Origin of the sequence: Pseudomonas sp. H26/SER47-MNA-CIBAN-0231 (assembly GCF_040310465.1) — a bacterium.
Taxonomy (GTDB): domain Bacteria; phylum Pseudomonadota; class Gammaproteobacteria; order Pseudomonadales; family Pseudomonadaceae; genus Aquipseudomonas; species Aquipseudomonas atacamensis.
Genome location: NZ_JBEOPW010000008.1, coordinates 64,364 through 82,861, shown reverse-complemented (window position 1 = coordinate 82,861; position 18,498 = coordinate 64,364). Strand labels below are relative to the sequence as shown.

Genomic DNA, 18,498 nt, shown 5'->3' with positions numbered 1-18,498 from the left:
TACATCGTCATGTCGAACGCCTCTTACCCGCTGAACCGCACCGCTTATCTGCTGGTCGATCCGTACAACGATTTTCTCTCGGAAAACGGCAAGGTCTTCCCCTTGATCAAGCCGATTGCCGAACAGGTCGGGCTGCTCGACAACCTGCGAGCCCTCGATCGCGCCGTACGAGCGCAGAACATTCCGGTGGTCATCGTGCCGCACCACCGTTGGGAACATGGCGACTACGAAGGCTGGGATCATCCAACACCGACCCAGTGCAAAATCATGCACATGCACCACTTCGCACGTGGTGAATGGGGCGGCGAATGGCATCCCGATTTCGCGCCGAAGGACGGCGACATTGTCGTGCAGGAACATTGGGGCTCCAGCGGCTTTGCCAATACCGACCTTGATTTTCGCCTGAAGCAGAAAGGCATCACCCACGTCATCATCGTCGGCCTGCTCGCAAACACCTGCATCGAAGCGACCGCCCGCTACGCCTCGGAACTGGGCTACCACGTCACGCTGGTGCGCGATGCGACCGCCGCTTTCCGTCCAGAAATGATGCACGCCGCCCACGAGTTGAACGGGCCGACTTTCGCTCATTCAATCGTCACCACCCAGGAATTGATTGAGGCGCTGGCAGCGCAGGGGTAGCGGCGATGAACCTCACCGATTTCGCCAGTTTGCCGAGGTGGTGCGTCAAGGCCGCTTTCTGCAATGGGCGATCGGCCCCGTCAGAAATACACCTTGAGCAAGAGACTCAACGCGTTCTGGTCGGTAGGGAATCCGCTCGTGTCTTCAATCCCGTATTTATTCGACCAGTAATCCCACTCAAGTCCCGCATAAAAACGTTTTTGCTGTTGCCCCAGCGCCTTGCCCACGTCGTATTTGACTTGTGGGTTGAAGTGAAAGCTCCTGGCCACATAGTTGGAGGTGCCTTTGTTGCCGACGTCGTTGACGTACCACTCCAGATAGCCGTCGAAAAGAATGTCGGAGCGACCCACCGGGAGGGTCATGGACCAGGTCGGGTTGATCTGCCATTGACCTGAGGCCTTACCGGTGATGCCGTCGGGTTTGCGGTAGTAGGTATTCAGGGAAAAGCGGTCGAAGCCTGGAAGCACGAGGTCGACAGCGGGGCCCAACAGATATTTGCGATTGCGGTTTTCACCGCGCTCGTAGGTGGCAGCGATGAGGACGTCCTTGACGATGCCATAGCTCAGGGAGCGGTCACTGATTTTGCCCAGCGACAGCCGTGGGGAGAATTCACCGTAGTAGGAATGGCCGTCGGCACCCGAGAGTCCGCTGGACCATTTGTTGTCGACGAACATGAAGATATCGCCCCACGTCCAGCCGCTGGCGTGTTCGAAGCTCAGCGTGTGCTGAGTATCGTCGCCAGTGCCGTCGACTTTGAAATGCTGGCCGTAGAGGTAGCTCAAGCTGTTGTCGTTCCACAACAGAGGGCCAGCTTCGGCGCCGGCGCTGGCCAGAGCTAACAGCGGCGCCAGGCTGCGACGCAGCTGTGAAGGTGCAAGTAATGGAATACGCGATGCTTTCATGGGCTGCCCTTGTCAGGTGATTGGCGGATATCACCGGCAAGGCATGCCCGAGCTGCGATCAAACAACTGCTCTGGCCCTCAAATTAACGAGGGGCGACCCTTGCCGGGTGCGCGGCGTAATGCCGCCAGAGCAATGCCCTGCACCTCGGGTTCTGTTGAGAGCCCTCTGTGCTGACCGCTTCTACTCGATTCCGGACTAAGCAGGGGTTGTGCCAACTGAGCGAATACAATCTTCAACCCTCATTCAGCACAATCGATGCGTGAAACTGAATACTTTGCAGCCATCGGTTGCGCACCAGATTGAGGCGCGCTCACTTGGATTCGCACCGTTGCGATTCGCCTGCCCACCTCGTGCTGATTGCCTCGCCTGCCGGATCCTGTGAGGGCGGGCCTGCGACGGCTTGGCACACTTTTGGCTATTACCACTTTCGAGTAGAAGCGGTCAGTGCCAGCGATGGCACCGGGCATTGCTCTTGCGCCCCTCCCTGTGGGCGTACGTCCGATTGGATGCTTGAACGCGGCGCCAGCGCCCCGGGCAAGAGAGAAGTGTCAGCCGTGTAACTACGCATATACGCCCTCTCTCCTCCCCTTGTTCTCTCCAATCGGTCCCTCGCTGGCGTGCCGATTGGCGCGCGGCGGTTTTCGAATCGTTGTGGAGAACACATCATGAAAATTCGCTTTGCCTTGGGTCAACCGCTTCGCTCGCTACTGGCCACGGCGCTTGTGCCCGCCGCCCTGATCGCGTCTCCACTGGCTTTGGCCAATGACAAGGTGGTGCTGCTTACTTCCTGGTATGCCCAAGCTGAACAGGGCGGTTTCTACCAGGCCTTGGCGGATGGACTGTATGAAAAAGAAGGCCTGGACGTGACCATCCGCATGGGTGGGCCGCAGGTCAATGGCATGCAGCTGCTGCTCAACAAGCAGGCCGATTTCATCGTCAACTACGACTTGCAGATTCTCAAGAGTGTGGAGCAAGGCCTGCCGGTGGTGGCCGTGGCCGCACCCTTTCAAGGTGATCCTCAGGGTCTGCTGACCCATGCCGATGTGAGCGGCCTGGATGCGTTGCAGAACAAACAGGTGCTGGTGTCCACCTCCGGCCAGCAAACCTGGTGGCCGTGGCTCAAGGGCAAATATCAGCTGAAGGACAGCCAGGCCCGCCCCTACACCTTCAACCTGCAACCCTTCCTCGCGAACGCCAACACCACGCAGCAGGCCTATGCCAGCTCCGAGTTGTTCCAGGCGTTGAAGGCCGGGGAGAAAGCCAACTTCTTCCTGTTTGCCGACGCCGGTTACCCGCCCTACGGCTCGACCCTGGCCACTCGCCAGGATGTGATCGATCAACATCCGGATCGGGTCCAGCGCTTTGTTCGCGCCTCGATGGAGGGCTGGAAGCGCTACCTCGACAACCCGAGCGCCAACCGCCTGATCAAGGCCGACAACCCGAACATGAGCGATGAATTGCTCGCCTGGGGCTTGTCGACGCTCAAGCAATACCGCCTGGTCACCGGCGGTGATGCCGCCACCCAAGGCATCGGCGTGATGAGCGATGCGCGCTGGCAGGCCACGCGCAATTTCATGGTCGACGCCGGCCTGCTCGGTGCCGATGCGCCTTGGCAGAAGGCCTACACCACGCGCTTCGTCGAGGACTTGAAGGTACTGCCTGGCGCCGAACAGTCCGCCAGCCGCTGAGCCTGATTGCAAGACTGCTGAACCCAGAGCCCGAGCCCAAGAGCCGGCTGAACGAATACCGTGAGGACACTTGTTATGTTGGTCACCAAACAACCTGTATTGCGCCGCTTCTGGTATGCCCTGCTGCCCATGACCGCGCTGGATGCCGGCCCGCAGCCCTTCACTTTACTCGGTGAGGCGCTGGTGCTGTGGAAGCGCCCCGACGGCACCCCGGTGGCCATGCGCGACCGTTGCTGCCACCGCACCGCCAAGCTCTCGAAAGGTTTTGTCAGCGAGGACGGCAACATCGCCTGCGGCTATCACGGCTGGGAATACGACTGCACCGGCACCTGCGTGAAGATCCCGCAAAACCCCGCGGGCATGATTCCGCCGGGCGCCTCGGTCCAGGCCTTTTACTGCCAGGAAAAATACGGCTACGCCTGGGTTGCCCTCGACGATCCTCTGCAACCAATCCCTGAGTTTCCCGAGGATGGCGCCCCGGGCTACCGGCGCATCTTCCAGTTTTATGAAGAGTGGAAAACCAGCCCGCTGCGGGTCATGGAAAACTCCTTTGACAACTCGCATTTTTCCTTCGTCCACAAAGCCAACTTCGGCCTTTTCGACCAGCCCGCGCCGGCCGGCTACGAGTTTCGCGAAACCGACTACGGCTTCGAGGCGGAGACTCGGGTGCCGATCCGCAATCCTGAGGAAAGCTATCGCATCACCGGGACCCGCGAGCCGATCACCCAGCGCCATTTGATCAACCGCTATTACCTGCCCTTCTCCCGGCGCTTTGGCTGCATGTACCCGGACAGCGGCATCCACCACATCATCTACAACTGCGCGACACCCATGGAAGACGGGCGACTGATGCTGGTCCAGTGGCTGTACCGCAATGACAGCGAAGAGCAATGCTCGACCCAGGAACTGATCGACTGGGACGCAGCGATCACCGCCGAAGACCGCGACATCCTCGAAGCCACCGATTACGACGCCTGTGTCGATACTCGCCGGCGAGTGGAACTGCACATGCCGTCTGACAAGCCTGGCCTGGTGATTCGTCGGCAACTGCTGGGCCTGCTCGAAGCTCACGGTGAAAGTGAAGTGTTCCTCAGCCATTGAAGTCAGCGCCCCGGTGTGCCGGGGCTTTACCGGACGCTCATGACCCAAGGGGAGAGCGCTATGTTGATGCAAACCATAACTGGGGCCAACGCCCTGCCACAAGCGTTGCCCCGGGCCGACAGCGTCGGCGTGCAAACACCGCTGTTCGCCAATCAGGTGGAAAAAACCTACAGCAATGGCACCCAGGCCTTGAGCCGGGTGAAGCTGGCCATTCAGCGCGGCGAGTTCGTTTCATTGCTCGGCCCTTCGGGCTGCGGCAAGAGCACCCTGCTGAAAATGTTCGCCGGCCTCGAAAAGCCCTCCGCCGGCCACGTGCGCTGGTGGGGCAAAGACAGCCCGGCCAGCCCGACCCAAGGGCAAAGCCTGGCGATGGTGTTCCAGGAGGCGACCCTGATGCCTTGGGCGAAGGTCAGCGACAACGTGCGCCTGCCGCTGGACCTGGCCAATGTGCCCAAAACCCAGAGCCAGCCAAAGGTCGACGCCGCCCTTGCCCTTGTCGGCTTGGACCGCTTCAGCCAGGTGTACCCGCGGGAACTGTCCGGCGGCATGCAAATGCGCGCGTCCATCGCCCGGGCCTTGGCCACCGAGCCCAATCTGCTGCTGATGGACGAGCCCTTCGGCGCCCTGGATGAGTTCACCCGCAACAAGCTCGACAGCGACCTGCGTCAGCTGTGGGCTAGCCGCGACCTGACCGTGGTGTTCGTCACTCACAGCATTTTCGAGGCCGTCTACCTGTCATCGCGGGTGGTGGTGATGGGTGCGCGCCCGGGCCGAGTAATCGCCGACATCGAAATCGACGGCCCGTTGGAACGAGACGAGGCCTACCGCACCTCCCCGGCCTTTATCGCGCAGTGCGCACGCCTGTCCCGGCTGCTGGCCGAGGCCAATGGCGATTCTTGCTGACTTCACTGAGAGCCCGACCATGAACTCGTCCTTTACTCCCTGGTTACGTCACCCCACGGTGTTGCGCATCGTCTCGCCGCTGCTGCTCGGCGCGGTATTGCTGGGTCTGTGGCAATTGGCATGTGTGGCCTGGAAGGTGCCGGTGTATCTGGTGCCCTCCCCGGTCGATATCGGCCGTACGCTGATCAGCGATGGCCCGATGCTGTTCGGTGCATTGTGGATGACCTTGAAGATCACTTTTTTCTCGTTTGCCCTGGCGGTGCTTATCGGCACCCTGGCGGCGTTTGTGTTTGTGCAGAGCCGCGTGCTGGAAGCCAGCCTGTTTCCCTACGCCATCCTGTTGCAGGTGACGCCGGTGGTGGCCGTGGCACCGCTGATCATCATCTGGTGCAGCAACACCACGCTGGCGTTGATTATTTGCGCGACCCTGGTGGCGATTTTCCCGATCATCGCCAACACCGTACTCGGCTTGCGCAGCGTCAACCCCGGCCTGCTCAATCTGTTCCGCCTGAACCGCGCCAGCCGCTGGCAGGTGCTGTTGCGCCTGCGCATTCCCAGCGCCCTGCCGTGTTTTTTTGCCGGGCTGCGCATTGCCAGCGGGCTGGCGTTGATCGGCGCGGTGGTGGCGGAGTTCGTTGCCGGCACCGGGGGCACCGGTGCAGGGCTGGCGTATCAGATCCTTCAGGCCGGCTTTCAACTGAATATTCCAAGGCTGTTCGCTGCTCTGCTGCTGATCGCCTTGACCGGTGTCGCGTTATTCAGCCTGATGGCCGTGCTGGCCCGGTTGAGCCTGCGCAACTGGCACGAAAGCGAACTCGGCTGACCCTTTGAATTCGCCGCAGGCGCGGCGTATGGAGCCTCACATGAAGTTTCAAAACAGCTGGCTGGTACGTAACGCCAGCGCCATCCTCACCGGCTTGTCCGGTGCAGCGGCGCGCCACGCCGGGCCTGATATCCGTATCGTCGACGGCCGCATCAGCGCCATCGGCGCCCTGCAGCCCCAGCCCGGCGAGCGAGTGCTGGATGCCACCGATTGTGTGGTCTACCCGGCGTGGGTCAATACCCACCATCACCTGTTTCAGTCGCTGCTCAAAGGCATTCCCGCAGGTATCGACCAGAGCTTGGGAGCCTGGCTGGGTGCCGTGCCCTATCGCTATCGCGGCGCGTTTGACGAGCAAAGCTTTCGCCTCGCCGCGCGCATTGGTCTGGTCGAATTGGCACGATCCGGCTGCGCCACCGTCGCAGACCATCATTACCTGTACTTGCCGGGCATGGACTTTGACACTGCCGAGGTGCTGTTCGAGGAAGCCGAACGGCTGGGGCTACGGTTTGTCCTCTGCCGTGGCGGCGCCACGCAAGCACGGCAAGCCGAAGGCAAGTCCGTGGCCGGGCCGGAGACCCTGGAGCAATACCTGGACGACGTCGAGCGTCTGGTGCGGCGCTACCACGACCCGGCCGCCGATGCCTGGCGGCGGGTGGTGATGGCGCCCACCAGCCCGCCCTACTCCATGCCTGGCGAACACCTGCGCGAAACCGCCCGGGTCGCCCGGCGACTGGGCATTCGCCTGCACAGCCATCTGAGCGAAACCGTCGAATATCAGAATGAGGTGCAGCAACGCCACGGCATGTCGCCAGTGGCGTTCTGTGCCGAGCAGGAGTGGCTGGGGCCGGACGTGTGGTTCGCGCATTTGGTGAAACTCGACGCCGAGGAAATCCGCATGCTCGGGGCCAGCGGTACGGGCATTGCCCATTGCCCGCAAAGCAACGGCCGCCTGGGCAGTGGCATTGCCGATGTGGTGGCCATGGAGGCTGCGGGAATGCCAGTGTCGATTGGCGTGGATGGCGCCGCCTCCAACGAGGCCTGCGACATGATCAGCGAAACCCACGCCGCCTGGCTGATGCAACGGGCCAGACTTGGCGAACGGGCCCGCCCGCGTTATGCCGGCGGTGACGAGGAAGGCGGTGCCAGCGCGGCCACGGTGGAAGACGTGGTGCGCTGGGGTACGTCTGGCGGGGCTCGGGTGCTGGGGCTGGACGCCGTGGGCAGCGTGCAAGTGGGCATGGCGGCCGACCTGGCGATCTACCGCCTGGACCAGCCGCGATACTTCGGCCTGCATGACCCGGCGATCGGGCCGGTGGTGGGCGGAGGACGCCCGACGTTGCGCGCCTTGCTGGTCGGTGGCCGGTTGACCGTACACGACGACCAGTTGCCTGACTTCGACCTGGCCGAACTCGGCGCCCAGGCCCGAGACGCGGTGCGGCGGTTGCAGCAGGCCGCAGGCGTACGCTCATGAGCTGATCTCCGCGGCACGTGCTGCCGTGCCAATACTCGGCCGCATCAAATGTCTGGTAGATGGAAAAATACGGCAGTAATCGACTTGGGACTGTCATCAGACAGTTTCAGGGTCCCGGAGAAGAAAGCAGCGGACGGCGTATCACAAGGCGCTGCTACAACAATTGCTCGCGTAGAAAATCGATGAACGCCATCGTCCGCGCTGAACGTCGTCGCTCGCGGCTGAGTACGGCGCTGACAGGCAGCGCGCTGGTCTGATAGTTGTCGAGGACGGTACTCACCCTGCCCTGCTCGACGTCAGCTGTGAACAGCCATTGCGGTGAGAGGGAAATACCCAGGCCGGAGAGCACCATTTCGCGGATGGCCTCGCTGCTGTTGCTGGTGACGTTGCCCTGAATACCTACATCGAACGCTTGGCCGAGGTGCGTAAAGGTCCAACGGTCGTAATGCTCCAGCAACGTGAAGCCGATGCAGTTGTGACCTGACAGTTCGCTGGGCTCACGTGGCACGCCGTGCAGAGCCAGGTAAGCGGGCGCGGCATAGACACGCCGTGGGCTATTGCCCAGTGGCAGTGCCACCAATCCCTCGTTCTTCACCGCGCCAATGCGTATAGCCAGATCGATGTTTTCCTTGAGCAGGTCTTCATTGTGGTCACTCAGCCGCAGGTCAATCCGCACGTCAGGATGGCGTTGCAGGAAAGTCCCTATGAGCGGTGCGATGCATAACCTTCCATAACTGACCGGGGCGGCGACTCGTAAAGGGCCGGCAATCTGCTCCTGGCCACTGGTGAAGCTTCGCGTGGCAGTTTCGACGTGGCCGAGAATTTCCTGGCAGTGGTCGTAGAAGCGTTGACCTTGGTCGGTCAGGGCCAGGTGCCGAGTGCTGCGTGCGAACAATGGGCCACCCAGATACTGCTCCAGCGCGCGCACTTGTTTACTTACCGCCGGCTGCCCAATGTTCAGTTCACGGGCGACCGCCGAGAAAGACCCGCGCTCCACGACGCGGACAAAGACATGCATGCTGTCGAACAGATCCATCGACGATTGGTTCTCTTTGGGGAATAAGTCATATGCAAATTGGGTTTCTTATCGGAATGATTAAAGCGCGGCAATCTGTAAGCGTCCATCCCAACACAGGTTCCCGCCATGAAACATTCCATGCTTGCCGCCATCGCCGAATCCGCTCAATCCCCTCTGGCCATCCGTCACATCGACCGCCCTGTTGCCGGTAAGGGGCAAGTACTGGTCAAGGTTCACGCCGCAGGGGTCAATCCGCTCGATACCAAAATTGCCGCCGGCGCAGGGGCTCACGCCCGCCAAACGCTGCCGGCCGTGCTCGGCCTTGATCTTGCCGGTACGGTGGTCGAAGTAGGCGAAGCGGTCGAGGGGTTCACCCAGGGCCAGGAAGTCTTCGGCATGCCCGGCGGGATCGGCGGTGCCCAAGGCACCATGGCCGAGTACATTGCCGTGGATGCCCGCCTGATCGCGGTCAAGCCACACTCCCTCAGCATGGGTGAGGCGGCTGCATTGCCTTTGGTATTCATCACCGCGTGGGAAGGTCTGGTCGATCACGCCAATGTCCGCTCCGGTCAGCGTGTCCTGATTCATGGCGGCGCGGGTGGGGTCGGCCAAGTGGCTGTGCAACTGGCCAAGGCACGCGGTGCCGATGTCTACGCCACCGGTTCGGCGGGCAGTCTCGAATTCATACGCTCGCTGGGGGCCACGGCGATCGACTATCAGGCACAGAGCGTTGAGGATTATGTCGAGCACTACACCGCCGGCGAAGGGTTCGACATTGTCTATGACACCGTCGGCGGCAGCACGCTGGATGCATCATTCAAAGCCGTGAAAGCCTATACCGGGCACGTGCTGAGCTGCCTGGGCTGGGGCCAGCACAGCCTGGCACCGTTATCGTTCAAAAGTGCCACGTACTCGGGCGTCTTCACCCTGGCGCCACTGCTCACCGGCAAAGGACGCGAACATCACGGCGCTATCCTGCGCGAGGCCGCTGCGCTGGCCAATGCGGGTCAACTGACGATCCGCGTGGACCAACAGCACTTTGCGCCGCAAGACGTCAACGAGGCATTTCGCCAAGTCGCCGAAGGCCGCGGCAAGGGCAAGACGGTCATCGAGTTTGTGGGTGCATAGCCTCTTGTAATCCTTTCAGAACGCAAACGGCCAAAACCGTCTGCCTTTGGCCGTTTGTTGCCACACAGCAATAACCGCTTTCGGCCACAAGCGGACATTCAAGATACGGTTAGATGCCCTGAAGCCGCGAAGTCATTTCAGCTTCGAGCGTCTGCAGGAAAACTTTCACTCTAGCGGGAACATACTGGCGGGTCGGGGTGACGGCCCAGACAGACAACTGTTCCATGCTCCCGTCAGTCAACTGGATTTCCTTCAGAGAACCTTCTCGTAATTGGGGCAAGACGTCCCAGTATGCGAGCATCGCAATGCCCAGGCCTTCGATTGCAGCATCGCGTACGGCGCCAACGTTACTAATCATCACCCGCCCCTGTACCCGCCGCCGAACGATCTCGCCGTTCACCACAAAAGGCCATTTCGGTACAGCCTGAAGAACAATGCACGAGTGCTGATCAAGCTCCGCTACGGTGCAGGGCGTGCCGTGCTGTCGCAGATAGTGAGGGGCCGCACAGAGAACGCGTGGATTGGGTGCGATACGCCTGGCAACCAGTTCGGAATCGGCCAGAGGCGCCACGCGCAGCGCGAGGTCAAATCCCCGCCCCACCAGATCGACTACTGTATCGGAAACATCGAGCTCCACCTGTAGATCAGGGTATCGTTGCAACAGTTTCGGCAGCATGGGCAAGACAACGGATTGTCCAAAAACACTAGGTGCCGTCATCCGCAACAATCCTGTCACCCGGCTCGACGAAGGCTGTAACTCCCCAATCGCACTCTCCTCTGCCTCGATCATGGTATGCGCATAGGGAAGGAATGCTTCGCCCTCGGCAGTGAGCGACACTGCTCTGGTAGTGCGTTGAAACAGCCGCACCCCCAATTCCCGCTCGAGCGCAGTAATACGCCGTGACACCTGCATGGGCATTACATCGAGTCTGCGCGCCGCATCCGACAGGCTGCGCGCAGCCGCGACAGCAAGAAATATGCGCAGGTCAGTAGTCAGCATGATTGCATCCTTTTCCGTTATACCGGCTTCACACAAAGTCGGCTTGGTCGAGCCCCAACCCCTCCGTACTATCTATCACAGCAGGCAATTACGCCTTGGTACGCTTAGAAACGAGGTGCAGCCATGAACCACTCGTCCCCATCGATTTTAACGCCATACGATATCAAGAATTTCACCCTCCGCAATCGCTTGGCGGTCGCCCCCATGACTCGCGTCAGCGCCACGCAAACCGGCGTAGTGACCGACACAATGGCGCGCTATTACGAACGCTTCGCCAAAGGCGGGTTTGGATTAGTCATTACCGAAGGGATCTACACCGACCAGTTTTTTTCTCAAGGCTACCCCTTCCAGCCAGGCTTGACGGACACGGAACAAACTCTCGCATGGCGCGCGGTCACAGACCGAGTGCACGTTGAGGAAACTGCGATTTTCGCGCAAATCATGCATGCAGGGGCATTGAGCCAAGGGAACCGCTTCAACCAATGTACCGCCGCGCCCTCGGCGATTCGCCCAAAAGGCGAGCAGATGCGGTTCTACTATGGAGAAGGCAAGTACCCGGTGCCCACCGCGATGACGGACGAAAACATCGCTGATGCCATTGCTGGCTTCGCTCAGGCTGCGAAGCGGTCAGTTCTGGACGCGGGCTTCGATGGTGTCGAGATACATGGAGCGAATGGTTACTTGCTTGACCAATTCCTCACCGATTACACCAATCACCGCAATGACCGCTGGGGTGGCAACACGCAACAACGCATCGGGTTAATTCTGGAAGTAATCAAAACCGTCCGGGAAACCGTGGGGGCTTTTCCCGTTGGCGTTCGTATCTCTCAAGGCAAGGTCAATGATTTCGGGCACAAATGGTCGAACGGCGAACACGATGCCGAAGTCATTTTTGGCTCCCTCAAGGACGCCGGGGTCGACTACATCCATGTGACCGAATACGAGGCGTGGCAACCTGCTTTTCCCTGCAGCTCAGAAAGCCTGGTTGCGTTGGCACGTCGTCATGCGCCCGGGGTCGTGTTGATCGCAAACGGCGGCCTGCACGACGAGGAACACTTCGACGCCGTACGGGCCGACGGGGCAGATATACTGGCTATCGGAAAGGCAGCACTGGCGAACCCAGACTACCCCAACCGCCTTGCCGATCGCCGCCCTCTGGCAGCGTTTGACGCGTCGATTCTAGGCCCTATCGCAAATATCAAGGAAAGTGAGCTGGCCATGTAAGTCAACTGACGGCTGCTTAGGGCTGCCTCCCGATAACTCGCTTTCGGTCGATTTCAGCCAGTTACGAAAGGCAGCCATTGCCCGAAGGCAGACGCCTGTGAGCGGCCACTATCGGCCAAGAGCGGTCCTTGGCAAAAGCCTGCTAACGGGCCAATTCTCCAAGTAAATCGTGGCGCCAGTTCGCCCAGAGCGGACGCTAAGCACGACGCATTTGCCTGATGGCCCAACGCCTGAGTAGAATGCGATTCATTATCAATCATGTATGTCCCGGGATGCCGATGCGTAGCGATGAAACACTAGGTACTGCAGATCCAGGGCTGCTCTATCGCACCCACTTTTCGTGGTTACAGGGCTGGCTGATTCGGCGCATCGGCTGTCGCGACAACGCCGCAGATCTGGCGCAGGACACCTTTGTGCGTGTGCTCAAACACCGCCATCAGTCCGGCGCCCTGCGCGAGCCACGCGCCTATTTGAGCAGCATTGCCCGCGGTCTGATGATTGATCAATATCGTCGTCGCGAACTCGAACGTGCCTACCTGGAAAGCATCACCTTGCTGCCTCAACACGAGGTTCCATCGGAAGAAAGCCGGCTGATGATTCTCGATGCGCTTGAGCGCATAGACCGTCTGCTTGACTCGCTTAAACCAAGAGTTCGTCGGGCGTTTTTATTTGCCCGACTCGACGGTCTGACCTGCGCGCAAATCGCCGAAAAGCTCGGTGTTTCCCGCGCGACGGTGGAGCGCGACCTGGCCACGGCCCTGCAACACTGCTATCGCTTGCGTTATGTCGAGGCCTGAGCCCGAGGCGCTGGATCCGGCCATTGTCGAGCAGGCGATCCAATGGCTGGTGCGCCTTCGCTTCAATCAAGCCGATGAACAGACACAGCGCACGTTCGAGCACTGGCTGCAGCAGCGCCCGGAGCATGCGTTGGCGTGGCAGCGTGTGGAAACGCTGGGAGATGAATTCGAAGGCGTGCCAGCTCAGCTGGCTCGACAAACCCTTAAGGGCGCCCAACATGGAATGCGCCGGCGGGAAAGCCTGAAGCTACTGGGCGTATTGGCGACCGTCGGCACGGCAGCCTGGCTCGGCCGCGACTACACCCCCCTGCCCTCCATGCTTGCACAGCAGCGCAGCAGCACCGGCGAGCAACGACGTTTCCAACTCGATGATGGCAGCCTTATCCAGCTCAATAGCGATAGCGCCGTCGACAGCAATTTCGACGCCCAGCGACGCCTGATCATCCTGCGCCGTGGTGAAATCATCGTGAATGTCGGTGCGGATCAACACTCGCCGCAAGCGCGACCACTCTGGGTGCAATCACGCGACGGAATGATGCGAGCCCACAGCTCGCGCTTTCTGGTCCGCGAGCGTGACGACGGCACTCTGGTCGCGGCCCAGGAAGGATCAGTCACGGTGTTCCCCGGCTCAAGTCAAACGCCTGCGAGCCGCAACGTTCTGGCAGGAAACCAACTGCTGTTCACCCCAAGCGGCACCCGAACGTTCAGGGACAACGGCCTTGATCCATGGGGTTGGGGTGACGGAGTGATCAGTGCGAGCCATATGCGCCTTGGGGACTTTATCGCGGAGTTGTCGCGTTATCGCCCCGGAATCATGCGCTGCGCCGAAGAGGTCGCTGATCGACGCGTTTCCGGCACCTTCCAGCTCGCCGACAACGATCGGGTCCTGGCATTGATCGCGCAGTCACTGCGCCTGCACATTGATTACCGAACCCGTTATTGGGTCACCGTAACCGCTGCCACCTGACTCCACTCGAATATTTTTTCGCTACCTGAAAAATAATGAGGTGGTTTCTCATTCTCGTTCGACCTGTAAGGAAGGCCGGAATACAGGCCAGTCTGCCGATGTCCTTTCTTGGAGCGAGAAAATGAGTTCGTCCCCGGTTTCACAGCGCCATCCATTAAGTCGTGCCATGCACGGTGCGATCCTGGGTTTGATCGTGAGCAGCTACGCATTGCCATCGCTGGCGCAAACCTCGGGCGCTGATCACAGCAATCAAGTCAAACAGTGGAATATCGCCCCCGGGCCACTGGCGCCAGCGCTTGACCGCTTTGCGCGCGAGGCTGGCATCAGCCTTTCCTTCGACGCCTCGAGTGTGGCGAACCGCACCACGGCTGGCGTGAATGGCACGCTCGATACATCGGCAGCGCTGTCATCGTTGCTGCAGGGAAGCGAATTGCAGGTCGAACAGCAAGGCGCGAATGCTTACCTGCTGACCCCTCAAGCAAAAACCGCCGGCCCGCTGGAACTCGACGCAACGGCCGTCGAGGACTACCGCCTCGCCCCGCTCATCATCAATGCCAAGGTCCGGGTCAGTGCCGACGACGACGCCAACTCGGTGGTTGCCAAGGAGCTCTGGGTGGGCGGCAAGGTGGCCACCAGCATTCTCAATACACCGGCATCGGTGTCGGTGGTGACCAACAAGGAAATGCAGCAACGCAGCGTCAGCACCACGGAAGAAGCGCTGCAATATACGCCGGGCGTGGTCAGTGACTTTTATGGTACGGATGATCGCAACGACTATTTCCAGATCCGCGGCTTCCAGGCCACCACCTACCGTGACGGCTTGACCCTCAGCTCGATGCGCGGCGTACGCGAAGATCCGTTCGCCTATGAGCGCATCGAGATTCTGCGTGGCGCCAACTCCACCCTGTTTGGCCCTGCGGACCCGGGCGGTTCGGTGAATTTCGTGACCAAACAGCCGCGCTTCGAGAAGTTTGGCCAAGGCTATGTGACCTACGGTTCGTTTGACCATGTCGAGACCGGCATCGATGTCGGCGATGCGCTGAACGACGAGAAAACCCTGGCCGGCCGCTTTACTGCCAAAGGCCAGAACAGCGATCGCGAGTACGATCATTCGCAGGACGACAATCAGTTGTTTATGGGTGGCCTCACCTGGGCACCGACGGATTACACGTCCGCCACGATGATTCTGGACTACCTGAAAACCGAAAGTTCGCCCAACAGCGGCGGCTATCCACTGGATCGGGAATACGACCGCAGCAAGTTTTATGGCGAGCCCAGCTACAACTTCCACGATGTCGAGCGCACCAGCCTCAGCGGTAACGTCACCCATGATTTCGACAACGGTTTCGTGCTGCGCAGCAATCTGCGTTACAGCAAGTTGACCGATGATTTTGGCTACGTGTACCTCAGCGACAGCGCCGCACGTGTCGGTACCACCGTCGATCGATACCTGTTCGGGACCGACACTGAAGCCGATCAGTTCAACGGCAATCTGATGCTGCAATACGATGCCCGCTTCGAGAACATCGACAGCAGCAGCCTGGTGGGCGTGGAGTATCTCGATTCGACCACCAAGGAAAGCTCGGTCTACGCCCTGACGACACCGATCGACATTGCCAACCCTGTGTTTACTGGCGTTCCACGCTCAATCGCGCCGTATGCCGTCAACAAGCGAGACGCGACCACCAAGGCCGTCTTCCTTCAGCAGAACCTGTCGTTCTACGAGCGTTTCATCGTCACCGGAGGTGTGCGCAACGACTCGATGGACCTGACCAGCAAAGGCTTGCAATCCACTGAGAAAGACAACTTCTCCGAAACCTCCTACCGAGGTGCGTTGACCTATATCGTCAACGATGAGGTGTCCACCTACGTGAGCATGGTCGAATCCGTCTCGCCGCCGCAGGTTGGCGTAACACCGCAGACAGGCAGGCAGTACGAAGTGGGCGTGAAGTATGCGCCGATGGGAATGGATGCACTGTTCTCCGCCGCCGTGTATGACCTGACCCAGGAGAACGTAACCATCGCCGTGGTGCTGCCGAGCGGCATCATCGAGCAGCAGACGGTGGGTGAATCACGTGCACGCGGCCTCGACCTGGAGGCCAAGGCGCAGGTGACGCAGAACCTCAGCCTGATCGGTGGCTATTCCTACATGGAGTCCGAAGTATTGCGCGGTTCGTTGTTCGACGGCAGCTCGCTGAAGGGTAACGAGTTCGCCACGGCACCCAAGCATTCCGCTTCGCTCTGGAGTTACTACGACGTACCCGCCACCGATGTCAGCGTGGGCCTGGGTGCGCGCTACGTCGGCGCTTATTACTTCGATGCAGCCAACTCCGGCAAAAGCGATGGCACTACCCTGTTCGACGCCGCGTTCAACTACAAGATTGCCAAGGGCACCGACCTGGCGGTGAACGTCAGCAACCTGCTGGACGAGCAGCACGTGGTCGGCTCCGGCACCGCGAACTTCTACAACCCGGGCCGCGAGATTACCGCCAAGCTGAGCTACAACTGGTAAGCAGGCGGGTCAGCGTTTTTCCCCACACGGAAAACGGTGCCCGCGTTACCGCGGGCACCGTTAACTACGGGCAATACCCAAGTTGATCTACGCTTGAATGAAATCACGCGGAGAAACAGATCATGTCCCTCGCTCCCGGAAGTCTATTGGCCCTGGCTTTGGGTGTCTGCTTTTGCACATCCGTACTTGGACAAGGGGCAGCAGACAGCGATTCTCCACCGGCGATACTGCCCTTGGCATCCGAGAGTGCGCCGAGACTCATTGCCTACCCGCCGCTTGCCGAGCCGCTCGCCCGTGGAGTGGTCATCATCCAGTTTCGAACAGAGCACGCCAGGATCATGCCGGTTTTTGGCAAGGTGGCTGCGCAGGTATCACCACGCTTAGGTCACCTTCACGTGACCGTCGATGACTGGAAAGGTACGTGGGCTCACACCAGTGAAGACCCGATTATCCTGGTCGGGCTAACGCCCGGTCCTCACAAGGTTCTCTTGGAAGTGGCCGACCCGACGCACCAGATCATCACCAGTACGACAGTGAGTTTTACAGTACCGGAGAAGAAACCGATGGACGCTCCCCGTACTGACGATGATCACGCGGTAAAGCCATGACTGCCCTGCTATTCACCGAAACAGGCAACAATCGGCGTCTCTGCCAGCGAATGACTGGCTCAATATCTCCAGAAGACCGGGGTCACGAGCACCAACACCGTCAGGATCTCTAACCGGCCTAGCAGCATGCCAACGGTGAGTAGCCATTTCGCCGCATCCGGCAGTGACGAGAAATTACCTGCCGGCCCGATGATTGTGCCCAGGCCGGGGCCGACGTTACACACCGCCGTAGCGGCACCGCTCAGAGCGGTAATCCAATCAAGCCCGATCAGTGCCAGGCCCAAAGCGATGGCAGCAATCGTGATTGTGAAAAAAAACGAGAAGGTCAGCAGCGAGCGGACGATCTCCTCGTCGATGGGATGACCATTGTATTTTTTCTGAATCACGGCTCGGGGATGGATCAACTGCTTCAAGCTGCTGACCAGAAGCGCGGCAGCCACCTGAAAACGGAAGATTTTCAGCCCGCCTGCCGTTGAGCCGGAGCAACCACCGACGAAGGTCAGATAGAAAAACAGCAACACAGCGAAGCTGCCCCACAAGGTGTAGTCGCCAACCGCAATTCCGGTGGTCGTGACGACCGAGGTCACATTGACCGCCACGATTCGAAACGCGTCCCACCATCCGTAGTCGCTGTGAAAATACAGCCAGGTACCTACCGCCAACGATGTGACGAGCAGGAATCCAATAAACCCGCGTACCTGGTGGTCCCTGATCAGCGCACGCCGATTGCCCCGGCAGGTTGCGACGTACAAGGTGAATGGCAGACTGCCCAGAATCATGATGACTACCGCCACCCAGTGAATTGCTGGCTGCTCCCAATGCCCGAGGGAGGAATCCGACGTCGAGAACCCGCCGGTAGAGATCAACGACATTGCGTGGTTGATCGCTTCGAATGGGGTCATTCCTGCGAGCCAGAGCGCCAAAGTGCCGATACCCGTCAGGCCCAGATAGAGCAAAAGAATGTACTTGGCTGCGACATGAGAACGTGGTGTCACTTTCTCCGACCAGTCCGAGGACTCTGTCTGGAAAAGACGCATGCCGCCGACTCGCAAGAGCGGAAGAATCGCGACAGCCATGCCGATAAAACCGATGCCGCCTAACCAATGCAGCATGGAACGCCAGATCAACAAGCCGGGAGAGGCGCTATCCAGACCGGTGAGTACCGTCGAGCCAGTGGTTGTGATGCCCGACATCGTTTCAAAGAACGCATCGGTGTAGCTGATATCGCTGATGAAAACCATTGGTAACGCTGCGAAGGCGCATACAACAACCCAGCTCGCGGTAGTCAGCAGGTACATGTCCCTGGGCCGAAGATTGCCAGTCTCCGGACGCCCTCGCACGATCAACAGCAGACCACAGATGAAGGTAATCAGACTCGACCAGAGAAAGGCCGACAGATCGTCGCTATGCTCATAGACCACCAGCGTCAACATGGGTATAGCCATGCTTACCGCCAGGGTGATCAAAAAAATACCCAAGATGAAGCCGATAAGCCGAATTGCTGCGAGGGACATCACGATACCGTTCCAAATTAGCGCCGCGCAGTATCGGATGCCCTCAATAAAGACTGCGTAAATTCTCCGTAAAATTTTGACCTGCAATCAGTCAGGCTGCGGGAGTCAAAGCGTAGCTATGAGTCAATTACAGGCCTTCGCAACAGGCCGGAAACGGCACAAGCCGCCAGTGCCAGCCCTCTTCGCATCAAACGAGTGCCGG

16 protein-coding genes and 1 pseudogene are annotated in these 18,498 nt (G+C 59.9%); 13 read left to right on the top strand and 4 right to left on the bottom strand.

Annotation, left to right across the window (positions count from 1 at the left end; translation table 11 throughout):
* The first annotated feature begins 9 nt into the window (after positions 1–9).
* On the top strand, positions 10–639 hold the full coding sequence (locus AAEZ10_RS14560) for a cysteine hydrolase family protein (protein WP_350569755.1): 630 nt from the start codon (positions 10–12) through the stop codon (positions 637–639).
* A gap of 80 nt (positions 640–719) precedes the next feature.
* Here AAEZ10_RS14560 and AAEZ10_RS14555 read toward each other — a convergent pair whose 3' ends face one another.
* Positions 720–1,541, bottom strand: a complete 822-nt coding sequence (locus AAEZ10_RS14555; RefSeq protein ID WP_350569753.1) for an outer membrane protein OmpK — start codon at positions 1,539–1,541, stop codon at positions 720–722.
* 666 nt (positions 1,542–2,207) lie between these two features.
* Between AAEZ10_RS14555 and AAEZ10_RS14550 the strand changes: the two genes are divergently transcribed.
* The 5 genes from AAEZ10_RS14550 (at position 2,208) to AAEZ10_RS14530 (ending at position 7,528) form a co-directional block, all read left to right on the top strand.
* Positions 2,208–3,230 (top strand): ABC transporter substrate-binding protein, encoded by a 1,023-nt coding sequence (locus AAEZ10_RS14550; protein WP_350569751.1) that lies wholly within the window; start codon positions 2,208–2,210, stop codon positions 3,228–3,230.
* Positions 3,231–3,305: 75 nt separating this feature from the next.
* Positions 3,306–4,331: an aromatic ring-hydroxylating dioxygenase subunit alpha gene (locus AAEZ10_RS14545; protein ID WP_110645305.1), complete on the top strand. Its 1,026-nt coding sequence runs from the start codon at positions 3,306–3,308 to the stop codon at positions 4,329–4,331.
* 60 nt (positions 4,332–4,391) lie between these two features.
* The gene (locus tag AAEZ10_RS14540; RefSeq protein ID WP_350569749.1) at positions 4,392–5,234 is read left to right on the top strand and encodes an ABC transporter ATP-binding protein; all 843 of its coding nucleotides are present in this window, start codon (positions 4,392–4,394) and stop codon (positions 5,232–5,234) included.
* Positions 5,235–5,253: 19 nt separating this feature from the next.
* Positions 5,254–6,057 (top strand): ABC transporter permease, encoded by an 804-nt coding sequence (locus AAEZ10_RS14535; RefSeq protein WP_122610653.1) that lies wholly within the window; start codon positions 5,254–5,256, stop codon positions 6,055–6,057.
* Positions 6,058–6,097: 40 nt separating this feature from the next.
* Positions 6,098–7,528, top strand: a complete 1,431-nt coding sequence (locus AAEZ10_RS14530) for an amidohydrolase family protein (RefSeq protein ID WP_350569747.1) — start codon at positions 6,098–6,100, stop codon at positions 7,526–7,528.
* Positions 7,529–7,682: 154 nt separating this feature from the next.
* On the opposite strand, the gene AAEZ10_RS14525 is transcribed toward AAEZ10_RS14530, so the two are convergent.
* The gene (locus AAEZ10_RS14525) at positions 7,683–8,564 is read right to left on the bottom strand and encodes a LysR family transcriptional regulator (protein ID WP_350569745.1); all 882 of its coding nucleotides are present in this window, start codon (positions 8,562–8,564) and stop codon (positions 7,683–7,685) included.
* A gap of 108 nt (positions 8,565–8,672) precedes the next feature.
* On the opposite strand from AAEZ10_RS14525, the gene AAEZ10_RS14520 reads away from it, so the two are divergent.
* The gene (locus tag AAEZ10_RS14520; protein ID WP_350569743.1) at positions 8,673–9,674 is read left to right on the top strand and encodes a zinc-dependent alcohol dehydrogenase family protein; all 1,002 of its coding nucleotides are present in this window, start codon (positions 8,673–8,675) and stop codon (positions 9,672–9,674) included.
* 109 nt (positions 9,675–9,783) lie between these two features.
* On the opposite strand, the gene AAEZ10_RS14515 is transcribed toward AAEZ10_RS14520, so the two are convergent.
* On the bottom strand, positions 9,784–10,674 hold the full coding sequence (locus tag AAEZ10_RS14515) for a LysR family transcriptional regulator (RefSeq protein WP_243243265.1): 891 nt from the start codon (positions 10,672–10,674) through the stop codon (positions 9,784–9,786).
* A gap of 123 nt (positions 10,675–10,797) precedes the next feature.
* Between AAEZ10_RS14515 and AAEZ10_RS14510 the strand changes: the two genes are divergently transcribed.
* The 5 genes from AAEZ10_RS14510 (at position 10,798) to AAEZ10_RS14490 (ending at position 16,782) form a co-directional block, all read left to right on the top strand.
* Positions 10,798–11,898 carry an oxidoreductase gene (locus AAEZ10_RS14510; RefSeq protein ID WP_243243266.1) on the top strand — a complete coding sequence of 367 codons (1,101 nt, stop codon included), beginning with the start codon at positions 10,798–10,800 and terminating at the stop codon, positions 11,896–11,898.
* 278 nt (positions 11,899–12,176) lie between these two features.
* Positions 12,177–12,695, top strand: coding sequence for a sigma-70 family RNA polymerase sigma factor (locus AAEZ10_RS14505; RefSeq protein ID WP_350569901.1), 519 nt, complete (start codon positions 12,177–12,179; stop codon positions 12,693–12,695).
* Positions 12,682–13,662 carry a FecR domain-containing protein gene (locus AAEZ10_RS14500; protein ID WP_350569741.1) on the top strand — a complete coding sequence of 327 codons (981 nt, stop codon included), beginning with the start codon at positions 12,682–12,684 and terminating at the stop codon, positions 13,660–13,662. The genes AAEZ10_RS14505 and AAEZ10_RS14500 overlap by 14 nt, the downstream gene beginning before the upstream one ends.
* Before the next feature lie 121 nt (positions 13,663–13,783).
* The gene (locus AAEZ10_RS14495; protein ID WP_350569739.1) at positions 13,784–16,174 is read left to right on the top strand and encodes a TonB-dependent siderophore receptor; all 2,391 of its coding nucleotides are present in this window, start codon (positions 13,784–13,786) and stop codon (positions 16,172–16,174) included.
* A 122-nt stretch (positions 16,175–16,296) separates the two neighbouring features.
* Positions 16,297–16,782: a DUF6130 family protein gene (locus tag AAEZ10_RS14490; protein WP_207809544.1), complete on the top strand. Its 486-nt coding sequence runs from the start codon at positions 16,297–16,299 to the stop codon at positions 16,780–16,782.
* A 59-nt stretch (positions 16,783–16,841) separates the two neighbouring features.
* Here AAEZ10_RS14490 and AAEZ10_RS14485 read toward each other — a convergent pair whose 3' ends face one another.
* A complete protein-coding gene (locus AAEZ10_RS14485; RefSeq protein WP_350569899.1) occupies positions 16,842–18,227 on the bottom strand; it encodes a TrkH family potassium uptake protein in 1,386 nt (461 codons plus the stop codon).
* Between AAEZ10_RS14485 and AAEZ10_RS14480 the strand changes: the two are divergent.
* Positions 18,150–18,317, top strand: a pseudogene (locus tag AAEZ10_RS14480) (hypothetical protein); the annotation flags it as partial. The gene AAEZ10_RS14485 and the pseudogene AAEZ10_RS14480 overlap by 78 nt on opposite strands.
* Positions 18,318–18,498: the final 181 nt, after the last annotated feature.